At 67.6% G+C, this 17,418-nt stretch carries 18 protein-coding genes; 10 read left to right on the top strand and 8 right to left on the bottom strand.

All coding sequences use genetic code 11. The features are described from left to right. Nucleotides 1–137: 137 nt before the first annotated feature. Nucleotides 138–1,196, top strand: a complete 1,059-nt coding sequence (locus RF701_RS14400; RefSeq protein WP_203308503.1) for a mannose-1-phosphate guanylyltransferase/mannose-6-phosphate isomerase — start codon at nt 138–140, stop codon at nt 1,194–1,196. Here RF701_RS14400 and RF701_RS14395 read toward each other — a convergent pair. The 4 genes from RF701_RS14395 to groES form a co-directional block, all read right to left on the bottom strand. Further along, nucleotides 1,144–2,766: a DUF6311 domain-containing protein gene (locus RF701_RS14395; protein WP_308815357.1), complete on the bottom strand. Its 1,623-nt coding sequence runs from the start codon at nt 2,764–2,766 to the stop codon at nt 1,144–1,146. The genes RF701_RS14400 and RF701_RS14395 overlap by 53 nt on opposite strands. A gap of 110 nt (nt 2,767–2,876) precedes the next feature. Next, nucleotides 2,877–3,338 carry a DUF3429 domain-containing protein gene (locus RF701_RS14390; RefSeq protein WP_308815356.1) on the bottom strand — a complete coding sequence of 154 codons (462 nt, stop codon included), beginning with the start codon at nt 3,336–3,338 and terminating at the stop codon, nt 2,877–2,879. A 227-nt stretch (nt 3,339–3,565) separates the two neighbouring features. Then, the gene (gene groL / locus RF701_RS14385; protein ID WP_308815355.1) at nt 3,566–5,203 is read right to left on the bottom strand and encodes a chaperonin GroEL; all 1,638 of its coding nucleotides are present in this window, start codon (nt 5,201–5,203) and stop codon (nt 3,566–3,568) included. An 82-nt stretch (nt 5,204–5,285) separates the two neighbouring features. Next, a complete protein-coding gene (gene groES, locus RF701_RS14380; protein WP_203308507.1) occupies nt 5,286–5,573 on the bottom strand; it encodes a co-chaperone GroES in 288 nt (95 codons plus the stop codon). A gap of 270 nt (nt 5,574–5,843) precedes the next feature. Here groES and RF701_RS14375 point away from each other — a divergent pair, with 270 nt between their 5' ends. From RF701_RS14375 to RF701_RS14365, 3 genes are all read left to right on the top strand, one after another. Further along, entirely contained in the window at nt 5,844–6,029 is a 186-nt protein-coding gene (locus tag RF701_RS14375) for a hypothetical protein (protein WP_203308508.1), read from the top strand. Between the two features lie 130 nt (nt 6,030–6,159). Further along, the gene (gene sppA, locus RF701_RS14370) at nt 6,160–8,064 is read left to right on the top strand and encodes a signal peptide peptidase SppA (RefSeq protein WP_308815354.1); all 1,905 of its coding nucleotides are present in this window, start codon (nt 6,160–6,162) and stop codon (nt 8,062–8,064) included. Then, on the top strand, nt 8,061–8,621 hold the full coding sequence (locus RF701_RS14365) for a GNAT family N-acetyltransferase (protein WP_210356951.1): 561 nt from the start codon (nt 8,061–8,063) through the stop codon (nt 8,619–8,621). The genes sppA and RF701_RS14365 overlap by 4 nt, the downstream gene beginning before the upstream one ends. Nucleotides 8,622–8,678: 57 nt before the next feature. Here RF701_RS14365 and RF701_RS14360 read toward each other — a convergent pair whose 3' ends face one another. From RF701_RS14360 to RF701_RS14350, 3 genes are all read right to left on the bottom strand, one after another. Next, the gene (locus RF701_RS14360) at nt 8,679–9,254 is read right to left on the bottom strand and encodes a hypothetical protein (RefSeq protein WP_288936550.1); all 576 of its coding nucleotides are present in this window, start codon (nt 9,252–9,254) and stop codon (nt 8,679–8,681) included. Between the two features lie 97 nt (nt 9,255–9,351). Next, nucleotides 9,352–9,984, bottom strand: a complete 633-nt coding sequence (locus RF701_RS14355; RefSeq protein ID WP_210356953.1) for a trimeric intracellular cation channel family protein — start codon at nt 9,982–9,984, stop codon at nt 9,352–9,354. A gap of 107 nt (nt 9,985–10,091) precedes the next feature. Next, entirely contained in the window at nt 10,092–10,763 is a 672-nt protein-coding gene (locus RF701_RS14350) for a hypothetical protein (protein ID WP_308815353.1), read from the bottom strand. A 235-nt stretch (nt 10,764–10,998) separates the two neighbouring features. On the opposite strand from RF701_RS14350, the gene ychF reads away from it, so the two are divergent. From ychF to RF701_RS14320, 6 genes are all read left to right on the top strand, one after another. Continuing rightward, on the top strand, nt 10,999–12,099 hold the full coding sequence (gene ychF, locus RF701_RS14345; protein ID WP_308815352.1) for a redox-regulated ATPase YchF: 1,101 nt from the start codon (nt 10,999–11,001) through the stop codon (nt 12,097–12,099). A 284-nt stretch (nt 12,100–12,383) separates the two neighbouring features. Continuing rightward, on the top strand, nt 12,384–12,722 hold the full coding sequence (locus tag RF701_RS14340; RefSeq protein ID WP_210356956.1) for an energy transducer TonB: 339 nt from the start codon (nt 12,384–12,386) through the stop codon (nt 12,720–12,722). 108 nt (nt 12,723–12,830) lie between these two features. Next, nucleotides 12,831–13,142 carry a hypothetical protein gene (locus RF701_RS14335; RefSeq protein WP_210356957.1) on the top strand — a complete coding sequence of 104 codons (312 nt, stop codon included), beginning with the start codon at nt 12,831–12,833 and terminating at the stop codon, nt 13,140–13,142. A 294-nt stretch (nt 13,143–13,436) separates the two neighbouring features. Next, nucleotides 13,437–14,789, top strand: a complete 1,353-nt coding sequence (locus RF701_RS14330; RefSeq protein WP_308815351.1) for a hypothetical protein — start codon at nt 13,437–13,439, stop codon at nt 14,787–14,789. A 92-nt stretch (nt 14,790–14,881) separates the two neighbouring features. After that, nucleotides 14,882–16,207 carry an ectonucleotide pyrophosphatase/phosphodiesterase gene (locus RF701_RS14325; RefSeq protein ID WP_308815350.1) on the top strand — a complete coding sequence of 442 codons (1,326 nt, stop codon included), beginning with the start codon at nt 14,882–14,884 and terminating at the stop codon, nt 16,205–16,207. A gap of 10 nt (nt 16,208–16,217) precedes the next feature. Further along, complete coding sequence (locus RF701_RS14320) at nt 16,218–16,670, top strand: MaoC family dehydratase (RefSeq protein WP_210356960.1); 453 nt, start codon at nt 16,218–16,220, stop codon at nt 16,668–16,670. A gap of 9 nt (nt 16,671–16,679) precedes the next feature. Here RF701_RS14320 and RF701_RS14315 read toward each other — a convergent pair whose 3' ends face one another. Further along, on the bottom strand, nt 16,680–17,366 hold the full coding sequence (locus RF701_RS14315; protein WP_374758636.1) for a hypothetical protein: 687 nt from the start codon (nt 17,364–17,366) through the stop codon (nt 16,680–16,682). Between the last annotated feature and the right edge of the window lie 52 nt (nt 17,367–17,418).

Raw genomic sequence — 17,418 nt, 5'->3', positions numbered from 1 at the left:
GGAAAAGGCAAAGATTTGCTGAACATGTACGATCGCGGACGAGACGCCCACGCCGTGGAACAGGATCGTGCCCCGGATTGTTTCGGCATCGCATCCTTTTGTCTATAGATGCGCCTCCCAGGGAGAATACGACCGTTATGACCATCGTTCCCGTGATCCTCTCCGGAGGGTCGGGCACTCGCTTGTGGCCGATGTCGCGCCCGGAGATGCCCAAGCAGCTGCTTGCACTGACGGCCGAGGAGACGATGCTGCAGCTGACCGCGAAGCGGGCGCACGGGGAAGGTTTCGCCGCACCGATCGTCGTCGCCAATGCGGCGCATGTCCGCGACATCGAAGGGCAGCTCGACGCGGCGGGGATCGCGCCGCAGGCCGTCATTCTGGAGCCGGCCGCTCGCAACACCGCCCCGGCGATCGCACTCGGCGCCCTCGCGGCAAAGGGCGAGGATGCGCTGCTGGTGATGCCGTCGGATCACGTCATCCACGACGTCGCCGCCTTTCACGCCGCGATCGAGGCGGCGATGCCGCTGGTCGCGGAGGGCTGGCTGGTGACGTTCGGCATCACGCCAGACGCGCCGGAGACCGGCTATGGCTGGATCCAGGTCGGTGAGGAGATCGGCAAGGGTGTCCACCGCGTCGCGCGCTTCGTGGAAAAGCCGCCACGCGAGCGGGCCGAGGCGATGCTCGCAGCGGGCGATTTTGCGTGGAACGGCGGCATCTTCCTGTTCCGCGCGGATATCTTCCTTGGCGAACTGGGACAGCATGCGCCGGCGATGCTGACCGCGGCGCAGGAGGCGATGACCAAAGCGCGGCGCGAGCGGACCTGCGTGTGGCCCGATGCCGCCGCCTTCGTTGCCTCGCCGTCCGACTCGATCGACTATGCGGTCATGGAAAAGGCCGGACGCGTTGCGGTCGTGCCGGTTGCGATGGGGTGGAGCGACGTCGGCAGCTGGGACGCGCTTCACGCGATCAGCGAGCAGGACGACCGGGGCAATGTCCATCGCGGCGAGGTGCTGGCGATCGACACGACGAACTGCCTGCTGCGCTCCGACGGCATCCGCATCGCGGCGGTCGGCGTCGAGGATCTCATCGTGGTGGCGAGCGGCAACGACGTGCTGGTGCTGCCGCGCGGTCGCAGCCAGGAGGTCAAGAAGCTGATCGAGGCGATGAAGGACGGCGGCACGCCTGGGGCCAAATGATGCGGGCGCCGTCGAGCGTGGTGACCGCCGCACCCGGCGGCGCGGGTTCGGCATCGAGCAGCAGGTACAGTCGCCCGCAGCGCAGCCGGCCCGCACGGAAACTGGCGAGATCGGCCGCGGCTCGGATCTGCGTCACACGGGGCGTACGCGCGGCATAGACGGCGCGCACCGGCTTCGCGGCGGACGTCGCGCGCCAGGCGACTTCCTGGAACAGTTGGAGATCGTGCGTGGGCTCGGCGGGAAGAACCGCGACGTCGCGCGCATGCGCCAGCGCCGCCGCCCAGCGGGGATCACGCGTCCGTACGAACGTCGTGTCCCCTCCACGGGTGAGCGTCCGCAGCGCGGTCGCCATTCCCGATAGATCGGCGATTTGCAGCGCGATCAGCGCCATCAACACCAGCCCGGCGCGGTCGCGCCCCAGCCGGTAAGCCGCGACCACCGCGAGCAGCACGAGCGCATAGGCGACCGGCCAGAAGAGCCGCCCCGAGGCGCGGACCATGTCCAGCGCAGGCGCCAATATCGCCGGCAGGGCGATGCGTGGCAGCCGGTGGCCGGCGATGTCGGGATAGTTGCTGATCGCCAATAGCGTCAGCGCAGCGAAGGCAGGTACGAGCCAAAGCAACCGGCGGTGCATGATTCGCTCCGCCGCAGGCCGCGGCCGGACGACGGCGATGACGGCCGCGATCAGGAGCAGCGCCAGCAGTCCCGCGCCAAGATACTGGAATCCCTCGAATCCCCTGCCCTCGCGCTGGAGCGTCGCCGGGAGCAGTGTCGAAAAGGACGGATTGCCCGGGTTGACCAGCGCATCGAGCGGCATCGCGAAGGCGCCGTAATTTCCTGCCAGCGCGTATTGCCCGCCCGCTCCCAGCCACCAGGCGAGCACCGCCACGAGGACCAGCGCCGCCGCCGCGCCCAATATCGCGCGCCGGCGCGGCGGGCCATGCGTTCCGGCGATGCGTGAGGCGGTCGCGCACGCCCAGACCGCGCCGACCATGACGAGCAGATAGCTGTGCACCAGCGCCGTGACGGCGAGCAGCGGCAGCCACCAGCGGGTATGGCCGTGCCGCGGCTCGAGGTGCAGCCACAGCGCCGTGAGGATCAGCCAGTGCGCGAACAGATTGGCGTGGATGATCCGGTTGAACAAGGTCGGCAGCAGGCACAGCAGCGCGGTCCCGGCCCAAAGCGCGAGCCTGTCCGGCGCGTGACGGCGTAGCAGGGCGGCCGCGAATGCCGCTTGCAGCACGAGACACAGCAGGAACCACAGGCCGACGAATTGCGCATCGGCCGGAAGGAGCCGCGCGAACGGCCGGGCCACAAGACCGATCAGCGGATTGCTGTCGGTAAAGAGCAGCGGCACCCCCTCCGGCGCGTTGAGCAGCGAAGTGCGAAGGCTCCACGCGGCCGTCGCGTCGTGGAGATAGGCGTGCAGTCCAAGGGCGTTCTCGCCATTGTCGCTGCCACGGATCAGCCAGCCGATATGGGACGGATCCAGGATCGCGACTTGGAAGAAGAGCGCGAATAGCACCGCGGGGATCAGCGCGAACGGCAGGATGGCTAGGGCACGGTGCACAGCGTCCTTCTAGGGTCTGTTCCACTTGCGTGGAAGCGGCGCCCCCCCCCGATCCAGCCTTGCTGGATTGCAGGCGAGCGATGGGGCCGGGCGGATTGGTCAACGCCGCGTCAGCGGGTGAGCACCCAGGCCCAAAGTCCGGCAAGGCCGAGCAGCGCGACAAGCATCTGGCGCGGACGCAGTGCGGCGAAATAGGCGGGCGCATCGCCATGCTGCGCCGCACGCCGGTCGAGCAGCGCGACGAGCGCATAGCCGATCAGCAGCGGGATCAGCGCGAGTACCGGCGAGGCGAGGACGAGCGCCACGCCCGCGAGCACGAAATAGCCAAGGCTGCTGGCGATCGAGGCGGCCTTCGACGCGGCGGGAAAACCGAAGCCGAAGCCTCGACGCACGCCGGCGATGAAGATCAGGATCATCGCCGCCCATAGGATCCCGAGGTGCAGCGCCCACAGCGGCCAGGGTGGCGGCAGGACCCATGCACCGATCGCGGCGGCGAGAGTGGGCAGCATCGGGCCATAGCCCAGGATGATGCTGTCGGCGGGCGGTGCGGTGCGGGTTGCATCTTGGCTCATCGCCCGCGGAAACGTGCGGCGCCTGGGCGGGTTGCCTGGCGCGGAAACGCATGCCTGACGAAAAAGGGGAGCGACGGATCGCTCCGTCGCTCCCCTTCCCGAATGGCCTGGCGGACGGCGGCGGCAGAGCCGCCGACCGGACATCGGACGGATCGGGCATCGCTACCCCCGCCCGCCGCGCCGATGCGAGCCCCCGACCAGCGGCGCTGGCCGGGGCCGCATGCGGCTTAGAAGTCCATGCCGCCCATGCCGCCGCCCGGCATCGCGGGCATGGCGGGCTTGTCGTCCGGCAGCTCGGCCACGGTGGCTTCCGTGGTGATGAGCAGGCCGGCGACCGAAGCGGCGTTCTGCAGCGCGGTGCGCACGACCTTGGTCGGGTCGATGACGCCGGCCTGGACCAGGTTTTCATACTGATCGGTCGCCGCATTGAAGCCGAACGACGTGTCCGACTGGTCGAGCAGCTTGCCCGACACGACGGCGCCGTCGTGACCGGCGTTCTGCGCGATCTGGCGGACCAGCGAGGTCAGCGACTTGCGGACGATGTCGATACCACGAGTCTGGTCGTCGTTCTCGCCCTTCAGGCCGTCGAGAGCCTTCGTGCCGTACAGCAGCGCGGTGCCGCCGCCCGGAACGATGCCTTCCTCGACCGCGGCGCGGGTCGCGTGCAGCGCGTCGTCGACGCGATCCTTGCGCTCCTTCACCTCGACCTCGGTCGCACCACCGACCTTGATCACCGCAACGCCGCCGGCGAGCTTGGCGAGGCGCTCCTGGAGCTTCTCGCGGTCGTAATCGCTGGTGGTGTTCTCGATCTGCGCACGGATCGCCTCGGTGCGGCCCTTGATTGCGTCGGCGTTGCCAGCACCATCGACGATGGTGGTGTTGTCCTTGTCGATCGTGACGCGCTTGGCGGTGCCGAGCATGCCGACGGTGACGTTCTCGAGCTTAATGCCGAGGTCTTCGCTGATCAGCTCACCGGCGGTGAGGATCGCGATGTCCTCGAGCATCGCCTTGCGGCGATCGCCGAAGCCCGGCGCCTTGACGGCCGCGACCTTGAGGCCACCGCGCAGCTTGTTGACGACGAGCGTGGCGAGCGCCTCGCCCTCGATGTCCTCGGCGATGATCAGCAGCGGACGGCCCGACTGGACGACGGCTTCCAGGATCGGGAGCATCGCCTGCAGGTTCGACAGCTTCTTCTCGTGGATCAGGATATACGGGTCGTTGAGCTCGACCGTCATCTTCTCCGGGTTGGTGATGAAGTAGGGCGACAGGTAGCCGCGGTCGAACTGCATGCCCTCGACGACGTCGAGCTCGAACTCGAGACCCTTGGCTTCCTCGACGGTGATGACGCCTTCCTTGCCGACCTTCTCCATCGCTTCCGCGATCTTTTCGCCGACTTCCTTGTCGCCGTTCGCGGAGATGATGCCGACCTGCGCGACTTCCGACGAGCCCGAGACGGGCTTCGAGCGCGCCTTGACGTCCTCGACGACCTTGATCACGGCGAGATCGATGCCGCGCTTCAGATCCATCGGGTTCATGCCAGCGGCCACCGACTTCATGCCCTCGCGCACGATCGCCTGGGCGAGAACGGTCGCGGTGGTGGTGCCGTCACCGGCGATGTCGTTGGTCTTCGAGGCCACTTCGCGCACCATCTGCGCGCCCATGTTCTCGAACTTGTCCTTGAGCTCGATCTCCTTGGCGACCGATACACCGTCCTTGGTGATGCGGGGCGCGCCGAAGCTCTTGTCGATCACGACGTTGCGGCCCTTCGGCCCCAGCGTGACCTTGACCGCGTCGGCGAGAATGTCGACGCCGCGCAGGATGCGCTCACGGGCGTCGCGCGAAAACTTAACTTCCTTGGCTGCCATGTGACTGCCCTTTCTAGAATGTGGAAAGTCTCAAAAGTCCCACCCTTCGCACCCTCGTGCGCAGGGTGGTGCGGAAGGCTGGTTAGCCGACGATCCCGAGGATGTCGGATTCCTTCATGATGAGGAGGTCCTCACCATTCACCTTGACCTCGGTGCCCGACCACTTGCCGAACAGGATGCGGTCACCGGCCTTGACGTCGAGCGGCGCGACTTCGCCCTTCTCGTTCTTGGCACCGGCACCGGCGGCGACGACCTCGCCCTCCTGCGGCTTTTCCTTGGCGGTGTCGGGAATGATGATCCCGCCTGCGGTCTTTTCCTCGGCCTCGACGCGGCGGACGAGGACGCGGTCGTGCAACGGACGGAAGTTCATTGCGGATACCCTCTTTAGGTTGTGTGACACTTTTCTGGCACTCCCATGTCGGGAGTGCCAACAGCGGCGGATATGTGCCCGCCCTCGATCAAGGTCAAGAGAGTCGCCGGCGCGATTTGACACCGGGCGATCGATCCGTCCCGCCGTCCGGGTCGTCCCGCCGCATGCCGCAACGCAGCAAGAAAACGTAACGTCGCAACCATGGAGCGTTGATCCCCGCAGCCTATGTCCTCTGCTCGACCCGCGACCAATCTGAAGAAGGACAGATCGATGCACGGAAAAGACGAAAAGAAGCGTTACCAGCCCAACTGGACGTCGGCGCTGGTGCTAGCGTTTGGCCTGCTCGCACTTGCCTTTCTCGTCGCGATCGACCGCCCGGGCTGGTGGCACATCAAGCCCGCGACGGGTACCGCCGCGGCCATGTCCTATGCCGCGGAGAAACCATCGCGCGGGTGATCTCGTCGTGCCCCTCCCGCGAGCGGAAGGGGAATCGCACGTCGATCCTGTATTGCCTCGGTAATACGGGCCGTTGCCAGCGGCGCGCGGCTGCTCTAGCTCTGTCGGTCACGAGAGCGAGGAGCATGACGTGAAGCTGGTTCGGGGTGCCTGGAAGCTGCTGGTGGCGATCAAGGACGGGCTCGTCCTCGTCGCGATGCTGCTGTTCTTTGGCCTGTTGTTCGCGGCGCTCAACGCGCGGCCGGGGTCGAAGCCGATCCGCAATGGCGCACTGGTGCTCGACCTCGACGGGCCGATCGTCGAACAGCCCGAAACGCCCTCCATCACGGCGATGCTGTCCGGCGGCGGCAGCAAGGTGCCCCATCAGTTTCGACTGCGCGATCTGGTGCGCAGCATCGACGCCGGTCGCAGCGACGACCGGGTCAAGGCGCTGGTGCTCGATCTCGACGAGTTCGGCGGCGGCTATCCGGCCTCCCTCAACGAGGTCGCCGATGCGATTCGCCGCTTCCGCGACAGCGGCAAGCCGGTCCTCGCCTACGCGACCGCCTATACCGACGCGGGATATCGGCTTGCCGCCAATGCCAGCGAGATATGGGTCAATCCGCTGGGGGGTACGATATTCACGGGCCCCGGTGGCAATTCCTTGTATTACAAGGGGCTGATCGACAAGCTGGGGGTCAACGTCCACGTCTACCGCGTCGGGAAGTTCAAGAGTTTCGTCGAACCCTACACGCGATCCGACCAAAGCCCGGAGGCGCGTGCCGCCAGCCAGGCGCTCTATGGCGCACTGTTCGGCCAGTGGCAGGAGGCGATCGCCAAGGCGCGGCCAAAGGCAAACGTACGCGCCTTCCTGACCCAACCGGACAAGATGATCCTGGGTGCGGGTGGCGACATGGCCAAGGCGAACCTGGCCGCGGGCATCGTCGACAAGCTGGGCGACCGCGTCGCCTTCGGACAGCGTGTGGCCCAGGTCGCGGGGGCCGACAGCAGCAAGCCGCTCGGCGGCTATGCGGCCATCCCCTATAACGCATGGGTCGATGCGCATCCGTTGCCGCGTACCGGCGACTCGATCGGCGTGGTGACGATCGCCGGCGACATCGTCGACGGCGAGGGCGGACCGGGCAGCGCCCATGGCGATACGATCGCCAAGGCGATCCTCAACGGCCTCGCGAAGAAGGATCTGAAGGCGCTGGTCGTCCGCGTCGATTCGCCGGGCGGCTCCGTGCTCGCCTCCGAGCGGATCCGCCTTGCCATCCTGGAAGCAAAGAAGAAGGGGCTTCCCGTCGTCGTCTCGATGGGCGGGCTGGCCGCCTCCGGCGGCTATTGGGTGTCGACGCCGGGCGATGTGATCTTTGCGGAGCCGTCGACGATCACCGGCTCGATCGGCATCTTCGGGATCATCCCCAGCTTCGAGGCAAGTCTCGCCAAGATCGGGGTGACGACCGACGGCGTGAAGACCACGCCGCTGTCGGGCCAGCCCGACGTCACGGGCGGCCTTACCCCGATGCTGGACACGATCCTGCAGGCTGGGATCGAGAACGGCTATCGCAACTTCCTGGCACGTGTCGCACAGTCGCGCCACATGACGCCGGAGCGCGTCGACACGATCGCGCAGGGTCGCGTGTGGGATGGCGGCACGGCGCGCCAGATCAATCTGGTCGACCGGTTCGGCAATCTGAACGACGCGATCGCCGAGGCCGCGCGCCGCGCCAAGCTCGACCCGGCGAAGGTCCATGCAGAATATCTCGAGAAGGCGCCGGGCTTCGCCGCCACGCTCGCCGCGTCGCTCAATCGCGATGACGAGGACGGCGCCGGCGACGCCGCGGCCAACGGCGGCGACGTGTTCAGCCGGATCGCGGCCGAGCGGCGCGCCACCTTCGCGCGTGCGCTTGGCGACGCGCGACGGCTGGCGAGCTCGGGTTCGGTGCAGGCGCGCTGCCTCGAATGCGGGGAACTCGCGCCGACGGCCGCGAGCGCGGGCGATGCGAACCTGGTCGACCTGGTGATCGCCCGTTTGGGGTTCCAGGGCTGGTGATCGCGCTCCGCGCCGCGACCGCGGACGATGCGGGCGCGATTGCCGCAATCTACGCGCCGCACGTCCTCGCCGGCACGGTCTCGTTCGAGGAGGAGGCCCCCGACGCCCGCACGATGCGCGCGCGCATGGCGGCCTCGCACGGCCTCTACCCGTGGATCGTCGCCACCAGCGGCGAAGCCGAGGGCGGCGTGATCGGCTATGCCTATGCCTCGGAATTCTCGACGCGGCGTGCCTATCGCTGGACCGTCGAGACGACGATCTATGTCGCCGACGTCGCGCAGCGGCAGGGCATCGGCCGCCTGCTCTATCCGGGGTTGATCGCGACGCTGCGCGAACAGGGCTTCACGCAGGCGATCGGCCGCATCGCGCTGCCCAACGAGCGTTCGATCGCCCTGCACGAGGCAGTCGGCTTCCGCCGCGCGGGCGTGTTCCGCGAGATCGGGTACAAGCATGGCCAGTGGATCGACGTCGGCTATTGGCAGCGCGAACTCGCCGAACCGGGCGCACCCCCGGCAGAGCCACGCCCCTTCGTCGACGTCGGGGTCGTACGGGGGTAAGGCCGGCCAAAGGGCATTCGCAGGAAAACGCTCGCCATAGGCCGGCCCGCTCAGCCACTATTTAGTTGCATCGGGAAGCAGGGCGTTCAGGGCGAGACCGGCCGGCAGAAGGTGACCGAGCCCGAACATGTGCGCGAGAGTATAACCGACGAGCGGTAAAATCGGCCAGAAAACCATCAGCGCAGCGAATAGAATCAGGGTCTTGTAGCCCGCCTCGCCGAAGCGGACGCGTTTCCACTCCGCCTTCAACAGCAGCCGTGCCTTACTTTCGATGTCCGCTGCTGCAACGTCGACGTCAAACGCCGCACGCCGCGGCTGCGCGCGCAGGTCAATTCGCAGTGCCGCAATGGCGTCCAGAACATCCTTCCATTCGCTTTTAGCTGGATTTTCGCGCAGGTTGATCCGCGTTGCGGCCTCGTCGAATGCCAGCCAGGCGGCGTCTCCCGTGCCGCCGGTGCATCGAGCCAGCTGCCGCGACGCGGCAAGCAGCTTGCTCAGATCGGTACGCTGGTCGTTTATCCAGGATTGGCGAAATTCCGAAACCTTCGTTCCCCGCACGACGACAAAGCCAAATATCGTCAGCGCCGTCGCAATCGGACCAAAGCCGATCAGGGCGAATTGTGTAGCGTTCATGATTTCCCACTTCTGATGTAACCACCGCGAAGTGAGCCGGAGATCGTTAAAGCTTCGGCTGAGCCGACGCGGGAGACTGGTTCAGAATGAAGGAGAACTACCGCCGGCCCCGATAGGCGGGCAGGCCCAGATGCCAGTGGATCGCCGCTGCGCGCAGGCCGAAGCCTGCCAGCGCGGCGACGACCGCGGCGGGCGCGCTGGGAATACCGGCGAGGTTCAGCGCGACATAGCTGGACGAGGACAAGGCGGCGGCGGTGACATAGAGTTCGGGACGCATCAGGATCGAAGGCTCGCCGGCCAGCACGTCGCGAATGATCCCCCCGACGCAGGCGGTCACCACACCCATGACCGCCGCCGGGATCGGCGGGATGCCATAGCCGATCGCCTTCGCCGCGCCATAGACCGCATAAGCGGCAAGCCCGACCGCATCGAACCAGGCCAGCGCGCTGTCGCGCCACCAGCGTTCGGGCGTGACCCAGATCACGGCGGCCATCGTCAGGCAGACGGTCGCTGCCCGCGCGTCATGGACCCAGAAGACGGGCGCGCCGATCAGCAGGTCCCGCACCGTTCCGCCGCCGACGCCGGTGATCAGCGCGAAGAAGGCCAGCGTCACCGCCGTCTGTCCCCGCTTGGCCGCGGCGAGTGCGCCCGAGGCGGCGAACACGGCAAGCCCGGCGACATCGAACCAGGGCGCGAAGGCGGGCAGCAGCAGGGCGGTGGGCGTCAACATGGCACCGCCTTGCCTAGCGAAAGCCGGCCGCGAAGAGTACCGCCCTCAGTGCGCGATCCAGCAAGGCTGGATCGGGCCGGCACCGCATCCACGCACTGGATCGGACCCTAGAATCGGTGCCCGATCACCAGATTGACCATGGGGTTGATCGGACTTTCGATCGCGTTGCGCTCCGCCCGGGTTTGACGCGCGACATTGGCGACGTCGTTATAGGCACGCCCCTGCATCGCGCCGACCTCGAACCCGACGCTGGTGTCGCGGTCGACCCGATCGGTATAGCCCATGGTCAGTGCGGGCGCGCGCCGCATGTTGGTCTTCATCCCGGGAATGTTCAGCCGGCGCAGACTGGGCAATATGCCGCGCATCGCGATCTCGGACGGCCCCATCGGCCGCGGGTTGAAGACGCGGGTCCCCATCGAGAGGTGGAAGCCGTGATCGCCGGCCGGGAAGAAGTCGACCATCTGTCCCGTCATGCGCGAATGGAACATCTCGCGTGAACCATCGCCGACCGACTGCACGGTCACGCGCATGCTCAGCTTGCCGGCGAGCCGGGCCGAGCGCTCGACCGATCCGCCCGCCGCCACAGGCGCGAGTGACAGACGCACCGGCCCACGCGGCGCGGGGGCAGCGGCCGGCGGGAGGAAGGGGGCGTTCGGTATCGACGCCGCCGGCACCGCCGGTGATGCGGAAACCGCGGGCTGCGTCGGCGACTGCGCACCGGCGGCACCATTCAGGCCGATCACTGCCAGCGCTGTGCTGCACCACACCAGTCGACGCATGTGTTCTCCCACCACAGCGATCTCATTCCACGCCGACCGTCCCCACGGCCGCCGTCCCGCTGCATACCACAGACGACGCGCGGCGGATCAAGGCACAATTGTGGCATGCCTGTCATGCGGCGAACCGTGCATTTCTGTAGACGAAAATAGGGAACCGCTTAACTGCTGGTCAAGCATGGTACAGCCGGGTAAGGGCGCGACCTTCCCGTCCATTTTGCAGAACAGAGTTTTCCTCATGGGTTTCCGCTGCGGCATCGTGGGCCTGCCCAACGTCGGCAAGTCCACACTCTTCAACGCGCTGACCGAGACGGCTGCGGCGCAGGCGGCCAATTACCCGTTCTGCACGATCGAGCCCAACGTCGGCAATGTCGCCGTGCCCGATCCGCGATTGTACGAACTGGCCAAGATCGCGAATTCGGCCAAGATCATCGAAACGCAGCTCGCGTTCGTCGACATCGCCGGCCTGGTGCGCGGCGCCTCCAAGGGGGAGGGCCTGGGCAACCAGTTCCTCGGCAACATCCGTGAGGTCGATGCGATCGTCCACGTGCTGCGCTGCTTCGAGGACGGCGACGTCACCCATGTCGAAGGCAAGGTCGACCCGATCGCGGATGCCGAGACGGTCGAGACCGAGCTGATGCTGTCCGATCTCGAAAGCCTGGAGAAGCGCGTGCCGGCCCTGATCAAGAAGGGGCAGCAGGGCGACAAGGAAGCCAAGATCGGTGCTAGCGTGCTCGGCCAGGCGCTCGACCTGCTGCGCGAGGGCAAGCCGGCGCGGCTGACGCAGCCGAAGGACGCCGAGGAGGCGCGCGTCTTCTCGCAGGCGCAGCTGATCACCGCCAAGCCGGTGCTCTATGTCTGCAACGTCGAGGAGGCCAATGCCGCTGCCGGCAACGCGCATTCGGCGCGGGTGTTCGAGAAGGCGGCGGCAGAGGGCGCGGAAGCGGTGGTCGTCTCCGCCGCGATCGAGGCGGAAATCGCGACGATGGCGCCGGAAGACCGCGGCGAATTCCTCTCTGAACTGGGGCTGACGGAAACGGGGCTCGGCCGCGTCATCCGTGCCGGCTACAAGCTGCTTCACCTCCTCACCTTCTTCACGGTCGGCCCCAAGGAGGCGCGCGCCTGGACGGTCCATGCGGGTGCCAAGGCGCCACAGGCGGCGGGAGAGATCCACACCGACTTCGAACGCGGCTTCATCCGCGCGGAAACGATCGCCTATGCCGATTACGTCAAGTTCGGCGGCGAAAGCGGCGCGCGCGATGCGGGCAAGCTGCGGCAGGAAGGCAAGGACTATGTCGTCCACGACGGCGACGTGATGCTGTTCCGCTTCAACGTCTGACGGCGGTCACCGCCACGATTGAAGCGCTGGACTGCGACCCGTCGGATAGGTGGCGCTAGGTCCGTTCAGGCAGGATCGTCTCGTCGCGGCTCCGCTGCACGCGATGGATGACCTCCACGCTTGCGCGCCGCAACGGGCGGTTGAAGGCTGCGATGGCCGATGCCATCCCGGTATCAGTCGTCCATTCGCTTCGTGGCATCCAGCTTGGCGTCGGCGCATGTCGCGGCGGGTCGTCGAGCGTCAGGTGGCGTGACAGGCGGACGCGGCGCGGCTAATATAGGGCCATGTCGATCCTACTTCTGGCGCTCTTCCTGCAGGATTTAAACGGCGACATGCCGCCCTCGCCGATCCGCGACGGCAGCGACTGGTTTCCGATGACCCCCTATCCGCCCGAAGCGCTCGCCAAGCGACAGCAGGGCAAGGTCTCGGCGATGCTGACGATCGACGCCAAGGGGCGCGTCGTCGGATGCCGTATCACCAGCTCGAGCGGGTCGGCCGCGCTCGACCGGCAGACGTGCGAGCTGGCGCGACGCAATGCGCGGTTCGTCCCGGCGTCGCATGCCGGCACCGCGGTGGCGGGAAGCTTCGCACTGCGCGATGTCAACTGGGTGCTACCCGATTGATCGCGCGTCGCGCACGGTCCGCGGGCGCACGACCTTGCCGGCTGCCGGCGACTCTCCGACCTATTGTGTGCAGGCCATGGTGACGCGGGCCGCGGTTCCGGCTAGCGCATGACGATGCTGTTCCGGCTGGTCCTGGCCCTCTTCCTCGCGATGTCCGCCCTACCCGGCGCGGCGCCGGCCGCCTGCCACGAGGGCAACGGAATCACAGCACATTCGATGGCGATGCACCATCGGTCCGCACCCCGTCCCGATGCCACCGTGGCCCATGGATGTATCGGCTGCGTCCCGCCGAGCGACTGGCTGCGTGCGCCCGACATCGGCGCCGCGCCGGCGTCGCGTCCCCTGCTGGTCGCGCGCGCGACGCGGCTCGACCTGGGCCGGGGAACGCCCCCGGCCCTGCCGCCGCCGCGACTGGGCTGAGCCTGCGGGGCGATCAGCCCCTCAGCCTCGGCTTCGATAATCGCGAAGAAAGACTACAGCATGACAGCGACACTTTTGCTCGCGGCGTTTGCCGCGGGCAGCGCCGCGTCCATTGCGGCGCAGGACCAACACGCCATGCCCGGCATGGCGATGCCGGCAACACCGGCTCGAACCCACGCGGCGGCGGGACACGCGCCCCAGCCGATGCCAAGCGGCAATTCAGCAGATATGGACCATGCTGCGGCAGGCCCTCCCCAGCCCCCGGCGGCCGAACCGACGTCTCAGCGGACCCCGATGATGGATCTTGGCGCAGGCGATCATCCGACGATGGGGCATGACGCGATGGGGCAGCGCGCGATGGATCACGGCGCGATGGAACACGACGGCATGGCGATGCCGGCCTTCACCGCGCCGGCCGCCTATCGCGACGCCGCGTCCGACGCATGGGCCAAGGCGCCCCCCGGCGCCCCACCGGCAACGATGTCCATGGGTGCCGGCGGTGGATGGTACCAGATGGGCAGCGGCACCAGCCGCCTTCCCGCGGGCGAGGGGCCGATGCGCGGCGCGATGATCCACGCCGGCGACTGGATGCTGATGACGCATGGCTATGCCTGGGGCGCCGCGACGCGGCAGGGCGGTCCGCGCGGCGGCAGCGACGCTTTCGTCGGATCGATGGCCATGCTGATGGCGGACCGCGATCTGGGCGACGCCTTCCATGTGCAGGTACGCGGCATGGGCAGCCTGGAACCGCTGATGGGACCGCGCGGCTATGCGAATCTGTTCGCCACCGGCGAGCTGGCGAACGGCCGACCGCTCGTCGACCGCCAGCACCCGCACGACCTGTTCATGGAGCTGTCGGCGCGGCTCGATGCGCGGCTGGGCGAGAATGCGACCGCCTTCGTCTATGCCGCTCCCGTCGGCGAGCCGGCGCTCGGCCCGAGCGCGTTCATGCATCGGGCCTCCGCCCGCTACCTGCCGATGGCGCCGATCACGCACCACTGGTTCGATTCGACGCACATCACCTACGGCGTCGTCACCGCCGGCTATGCGGGACCGAGGGTCCAGCTGGAGGCCTCGGCGTTCCGTGGGCGCGAACCGGACGAGCTTCGATGGGACATCGAATCGCCCAGGCTCGATTCCTGGAGCGTGCGCGGCACCTGGACTCCCTCCCCCTTCTGGGCCGTGCAGGTCAGCCATGGCCGGCTAGACAGTCCCGAGCAGCAGCATCCCGGCGAGGATGAGGCACGGACCACGGCCAGCATTTCGTACGCGCGCGCCGGCCTCGCGCTAACCGGCGCCTGGTCGCGCAAAAAGCGGCTCGTTCCGGGCGGTTCGGATGGCGCGTCGTTGACCGCGTGGCTGGGCGAGGCGACTTGGGAAATCGACCGACGCCATGCGATCTTCGGCCGGATCGAGAATGTCGCCAACGACGAGCTGTTCCCGGGCGATGACGATCCGCGCCACGACATCGCCTATCGCGTCACCAAGGCGGAAGCGGGCTATGCCTATCGCCTGCCCATCGTGGGACCGCTCGGGGTCGCGCTGGGCGGGACGGTCGCCGTCTATGATAGACCGCGTGCGATCGCGGAGGCCTATGGACATCCGGTGAGCGGGACGGTCTTCGCGAAGTTCGCGCTGGGTCTGTAGCATCGGGGCGCGCCGTCGACCCTTCCGCCGACCGCAGCCGGCGGCTAGGGAAGACGGCAAGCCTTTCGTCTATCCGGGAAAATACATATCCCATGAAGTCGCTCGCCCTCGCCGTACCGCTCCTCCTGCTGGCCGGATGTGGCCTGCCCGCGACGCCGCCCGCGCTGTCTCCCGTCATGCAGCCCGCACCGCCGGGATCGACGGTCGCGCTGTCCACCGCGACCCCGCCCAGCGCCGCGCCGATCGCCGCCGATGCGCCGGTGACCATCCTGGTATCGATCGACGGTTTCCGTCCCGATTATCGCATGCGCGGCGTGACGCCGAACCTCGACCGTCTCGCGGCGAATGGGGTGAGCGCGGTGATGCAGCCGTCCTTTCCCTCGATCACCTTTCCGAACCACTGGACGCTCGTGACGGGCAAGGTGCCCGATCACAACGGCATCGTCGGCAACAAGATGGAGGATCCGCGCCGTCCCGGCGAGACCTTCACCATGGCCACCGACGACCCCTTCTGGTGGAGCCAGGCGGAACCGATCTGGGTGACCGCCGAAAAGGCCGGCATCCGCACCGCCACGATGTTCTGGCCCGGCGCGAACGTCGGCTGGGGCGGTACGCCGTCGCCGCATGGTCATGGTCAGATCGACGGCGCGACGCGGCCAGAGGATTGGCAGCAGTTCAACCAGGCGGTCTCTCCCATGCAGCGGGTGGACGCGGTGATCGACTGGCTACGCCGCCCGGCCGCGACGCGGCCGCGTTTCGTCACGCTCTATTTCGATACGGTCGACACTGCGGGCCATGGCTATGGTCCCTATGCGCCGGAGACGACGCAGGCGGTGGCGATGATCGACGCGCAGATCGGCCGGCTGGTCGACGGGCTGGCGACGCTGCGCCAGCGCGCCAATATCGTCGTCGTCGCTGACCACGGCATGGCCGCGACCGACACCGCGCGCACGATCGCGATGGATCGTGTGGCGAATCCGGCCGACTATCGCCTGTTCGACACCGGCCCCTTCGCCAGCCTCTATCCCGTGCCGGGGCACGAGGCCGCCCTAGAGGCCGCGCTGCTCAAGTCGCACGCACACATGCAATGCTGGCGCAAGGGTGCGATCCCGCCGCGCTTCCGTTACGGCACCAATCCGCGCATCCCGCCCTATCTCTGCCTCGCAGACACGGGTTGGCTGATTCTCAAGACGGCGCCGACCGATACGATCCACGGCGGCGCCCATGGTTATGACAATCGCGCTCCCGACATGGCAGCCCTGTTCATTGCCAATGGTCCGGCGTTCGAGGGCGGCAAGACCCTCGCCCACTTCGACAATACCGACGTCGCGCCGCTGCTGCGCGATCTGATCGGCTTGCCCGCGGGGACGGAGCTCGATGGCGACGACGCACCCTTTCGCGCCGTCCTGCGACGATAGGAGGACAAGCATGCGCTACTTCGAGGATGTCGTCGTCGGCGAGACCGCGCGGTTCGGCGATTATGCGGTGACGCGCGAAGAAGTCATCGGCTTCGCCCGCCAATACGACCCGCAACCCTTTCACCTTTCGGACGAAGCCGCGGCGAAGACGCATTTCGGGCGATTGGCGGCGAGCGGCTGGCATACGTGCGCGATGACGATGGCGATGCTGGTCGCGCACATGGACACGCATCGTCAGGCCAGCCTGGGATCGCCCGGCATCGACGAGTTGCGATGGCTGAAGCCGGTCTATCCCGGTGATCGCCTGCGCTGCGAAACCGAAGTGCTCGAGGCACGGCGCTCGGCCAGCCGTCCGGAAATGGGCATCGTGCGCAGCAAGATGGCGGTCTTCAACCAGCACGACGTCGTCGTCATGACGTTCGTGTCCAACTATCTGGTCGCGACGCGGCCCGTCGACGGCTGACCGAATGGCTCAGCGGCGGGGGTGACCGCCGCCGCGACCGCCACCCCAGCCGCGGCCGCCGCCCCAGCCGCCACGGCCACCGCCGCCCCAGCCGCGATTGCCGCCCCAATGCTGTTCGCCCGTGGCGCCCGGCGTTCCCTGCGGCGTCACCGCTGGAGGCGTCTGGCCGGGCGTACCGGAAAAGTTCTGGCGATTGCCGCTCCAGCCACCCGGACGCTGTCCGTTCCATCCTTCCGGCCGGGTGCCGTTCCACGTCCCGCCTTGGCCGCGATCGAAACCACCCCAATTGTTCCGGAAGTTGCGGTCACCCCGCCAGCCGTTGCGACGGTCCTGCCAGTAGCGGCGCTGCGCGTCGTTCCAGCGATAGGGCCGCCGCCACTGGTCGTAGACGTAGATACCCGTGCCGGGATAATAATAGTCGCCGTACCAGCCGAAGTAGCCGGGATAGCCATAGCCGCCGTACCCGCCATAGCCGTACCCATAGGGGTCGCCATATCCGTAGCCATAGCCGGTGCCATAGCCGACGGACACGCCGCTATAGCCGTAGCCGTCGGTGCAGGCGGCAGTGCCCAGGCCTGCGGCGAGGATGAGGCCGGTGAGGCCAAGGCGCTTGAGGATCATCACGCTCTCCCAATACTTGCGGGCGCGGGCTGATGGCTCGGGCGCGCCGATCGTCGTAAAACGAGGGCGGATCATCGCAGGTTCCGGATGAACCCTTACTGACTGGTTAAGCGTCGCGTTGCGCCGT

The sequence above is a fragment of the Sphingomonas sp. GV3 genome (genome assembly GCF_031082075.1).
Taxonomy (GTDB): Bacteria; Pseudomonadota; Alphaproteobacteria; order Sphingomonadales; family Sphingomonadaceae; genus Sphingomonas; species Sphingomonas beigongshangi.
Note: the sequence above shows the minus strand (reverse complement) of the source record. Positions and strands in the feature narration are given on the sequence as shown.

Coding starts and splice junctions, on each gene's coding strand:
- RF701_RS14400 (WP_203308503.1), top strand. CDS start 138: ATGACCATCGTTCCCGTGATCCTCTCCGGAGGGTCGGGCACTCGCTTG.
- RF701_RS14390 (WP_308815356.1), bottom strand. CDS start 3,338: ATGAGCCAAGATGCAACCCGCACCGCACCGCCCGCCGACAGCATCATC.
- groL (WP_308815355.1), bottom strand. CDS start 5,203: ATGGCAGCCAAGGAAGTTAAGTTTTCGCGCGACGCCCGTGAGCGCATC.
- groES (WP_203308507.1), bottom strand. CDS start 5,573: ATGAACTTCCGTCCGTTGCACGACCGCGTCCTCGTCCGCCGCGTCGAG.
- RF701_RS14375 (WP_203308508.1), top strand. CDS start 5,844: ATGCACGGAAAAGACGAAAAGAAGCGTTACCAGCCCAACTGGACGTCG.
- RF701_RS14360 (WP_288936550.1), bottom strand. CDS start 9,254: ATGAACGCTACACAATTCGCCCTGATCGGCTTTGGTCCGATTGCGACG.
- RF701_RS14355 (WP_210356953.1), bottom strand. CDS start 9,984: ATGTTGACGCCCACCGCCCTGCTGCTGCCCGCCTTCGCGCCCTGGTTC.
- RF701_RS14350 (WP_308815353.1), bottom strand. CDS start 10,763: ATGCGTCGACTGGTGTGGTGCAGCACAGCGCTGGCAGTGATCGGCCTG.
- ychF (WP_308815352.1), top strand. CDS start 10,999: ATGGGTTTCCGCTGCGGCATCGTGGGCCTGCCCAACGTCGGCAAGTCC.
- RF701_RS14340 (WP_210356956.1), top strand. CDS start 12,384: ATGTCGATCCTACTTCTGGCGCTCTTCCTGCAGGATTTAAACGGCGAC.
- RF701_RS14335 (WP_210356957.1), top strand. CDS start 12,831: ATGACGATGCTGTTCCGGCTGGTCCTGGCCCTCTTCCTCGCGATGTCC.
- RF701_RS14330 (WP_308815351.1), top strand. CDS start 13,437: ATGATGGATCTTGGCGCAGGCGATCATCCGACGATGGGGCATGACGCG.
- RF701_RS14325 (WP_308815350.1), top strand. CDS start 14,882: ATGAAGTCGCTCGCCCTCGCCGTACCGCTCCTCCTGCTGGCCGGATGT.
- RF701_RS14320 (WP_210356960.1), top strand. CDS start 16,218: ATGCGCTACTTCGAGGATGTCGTCGTCGGCGAGACCGCGCGGTTCGGC.
- RF701_RS14315 (WP_374758636.1), bottom strand. CDS start 17,366: ATGATCCGCCCTCGTTTTACGACGATCGGCGCGCCCGAGCCATCAGCC.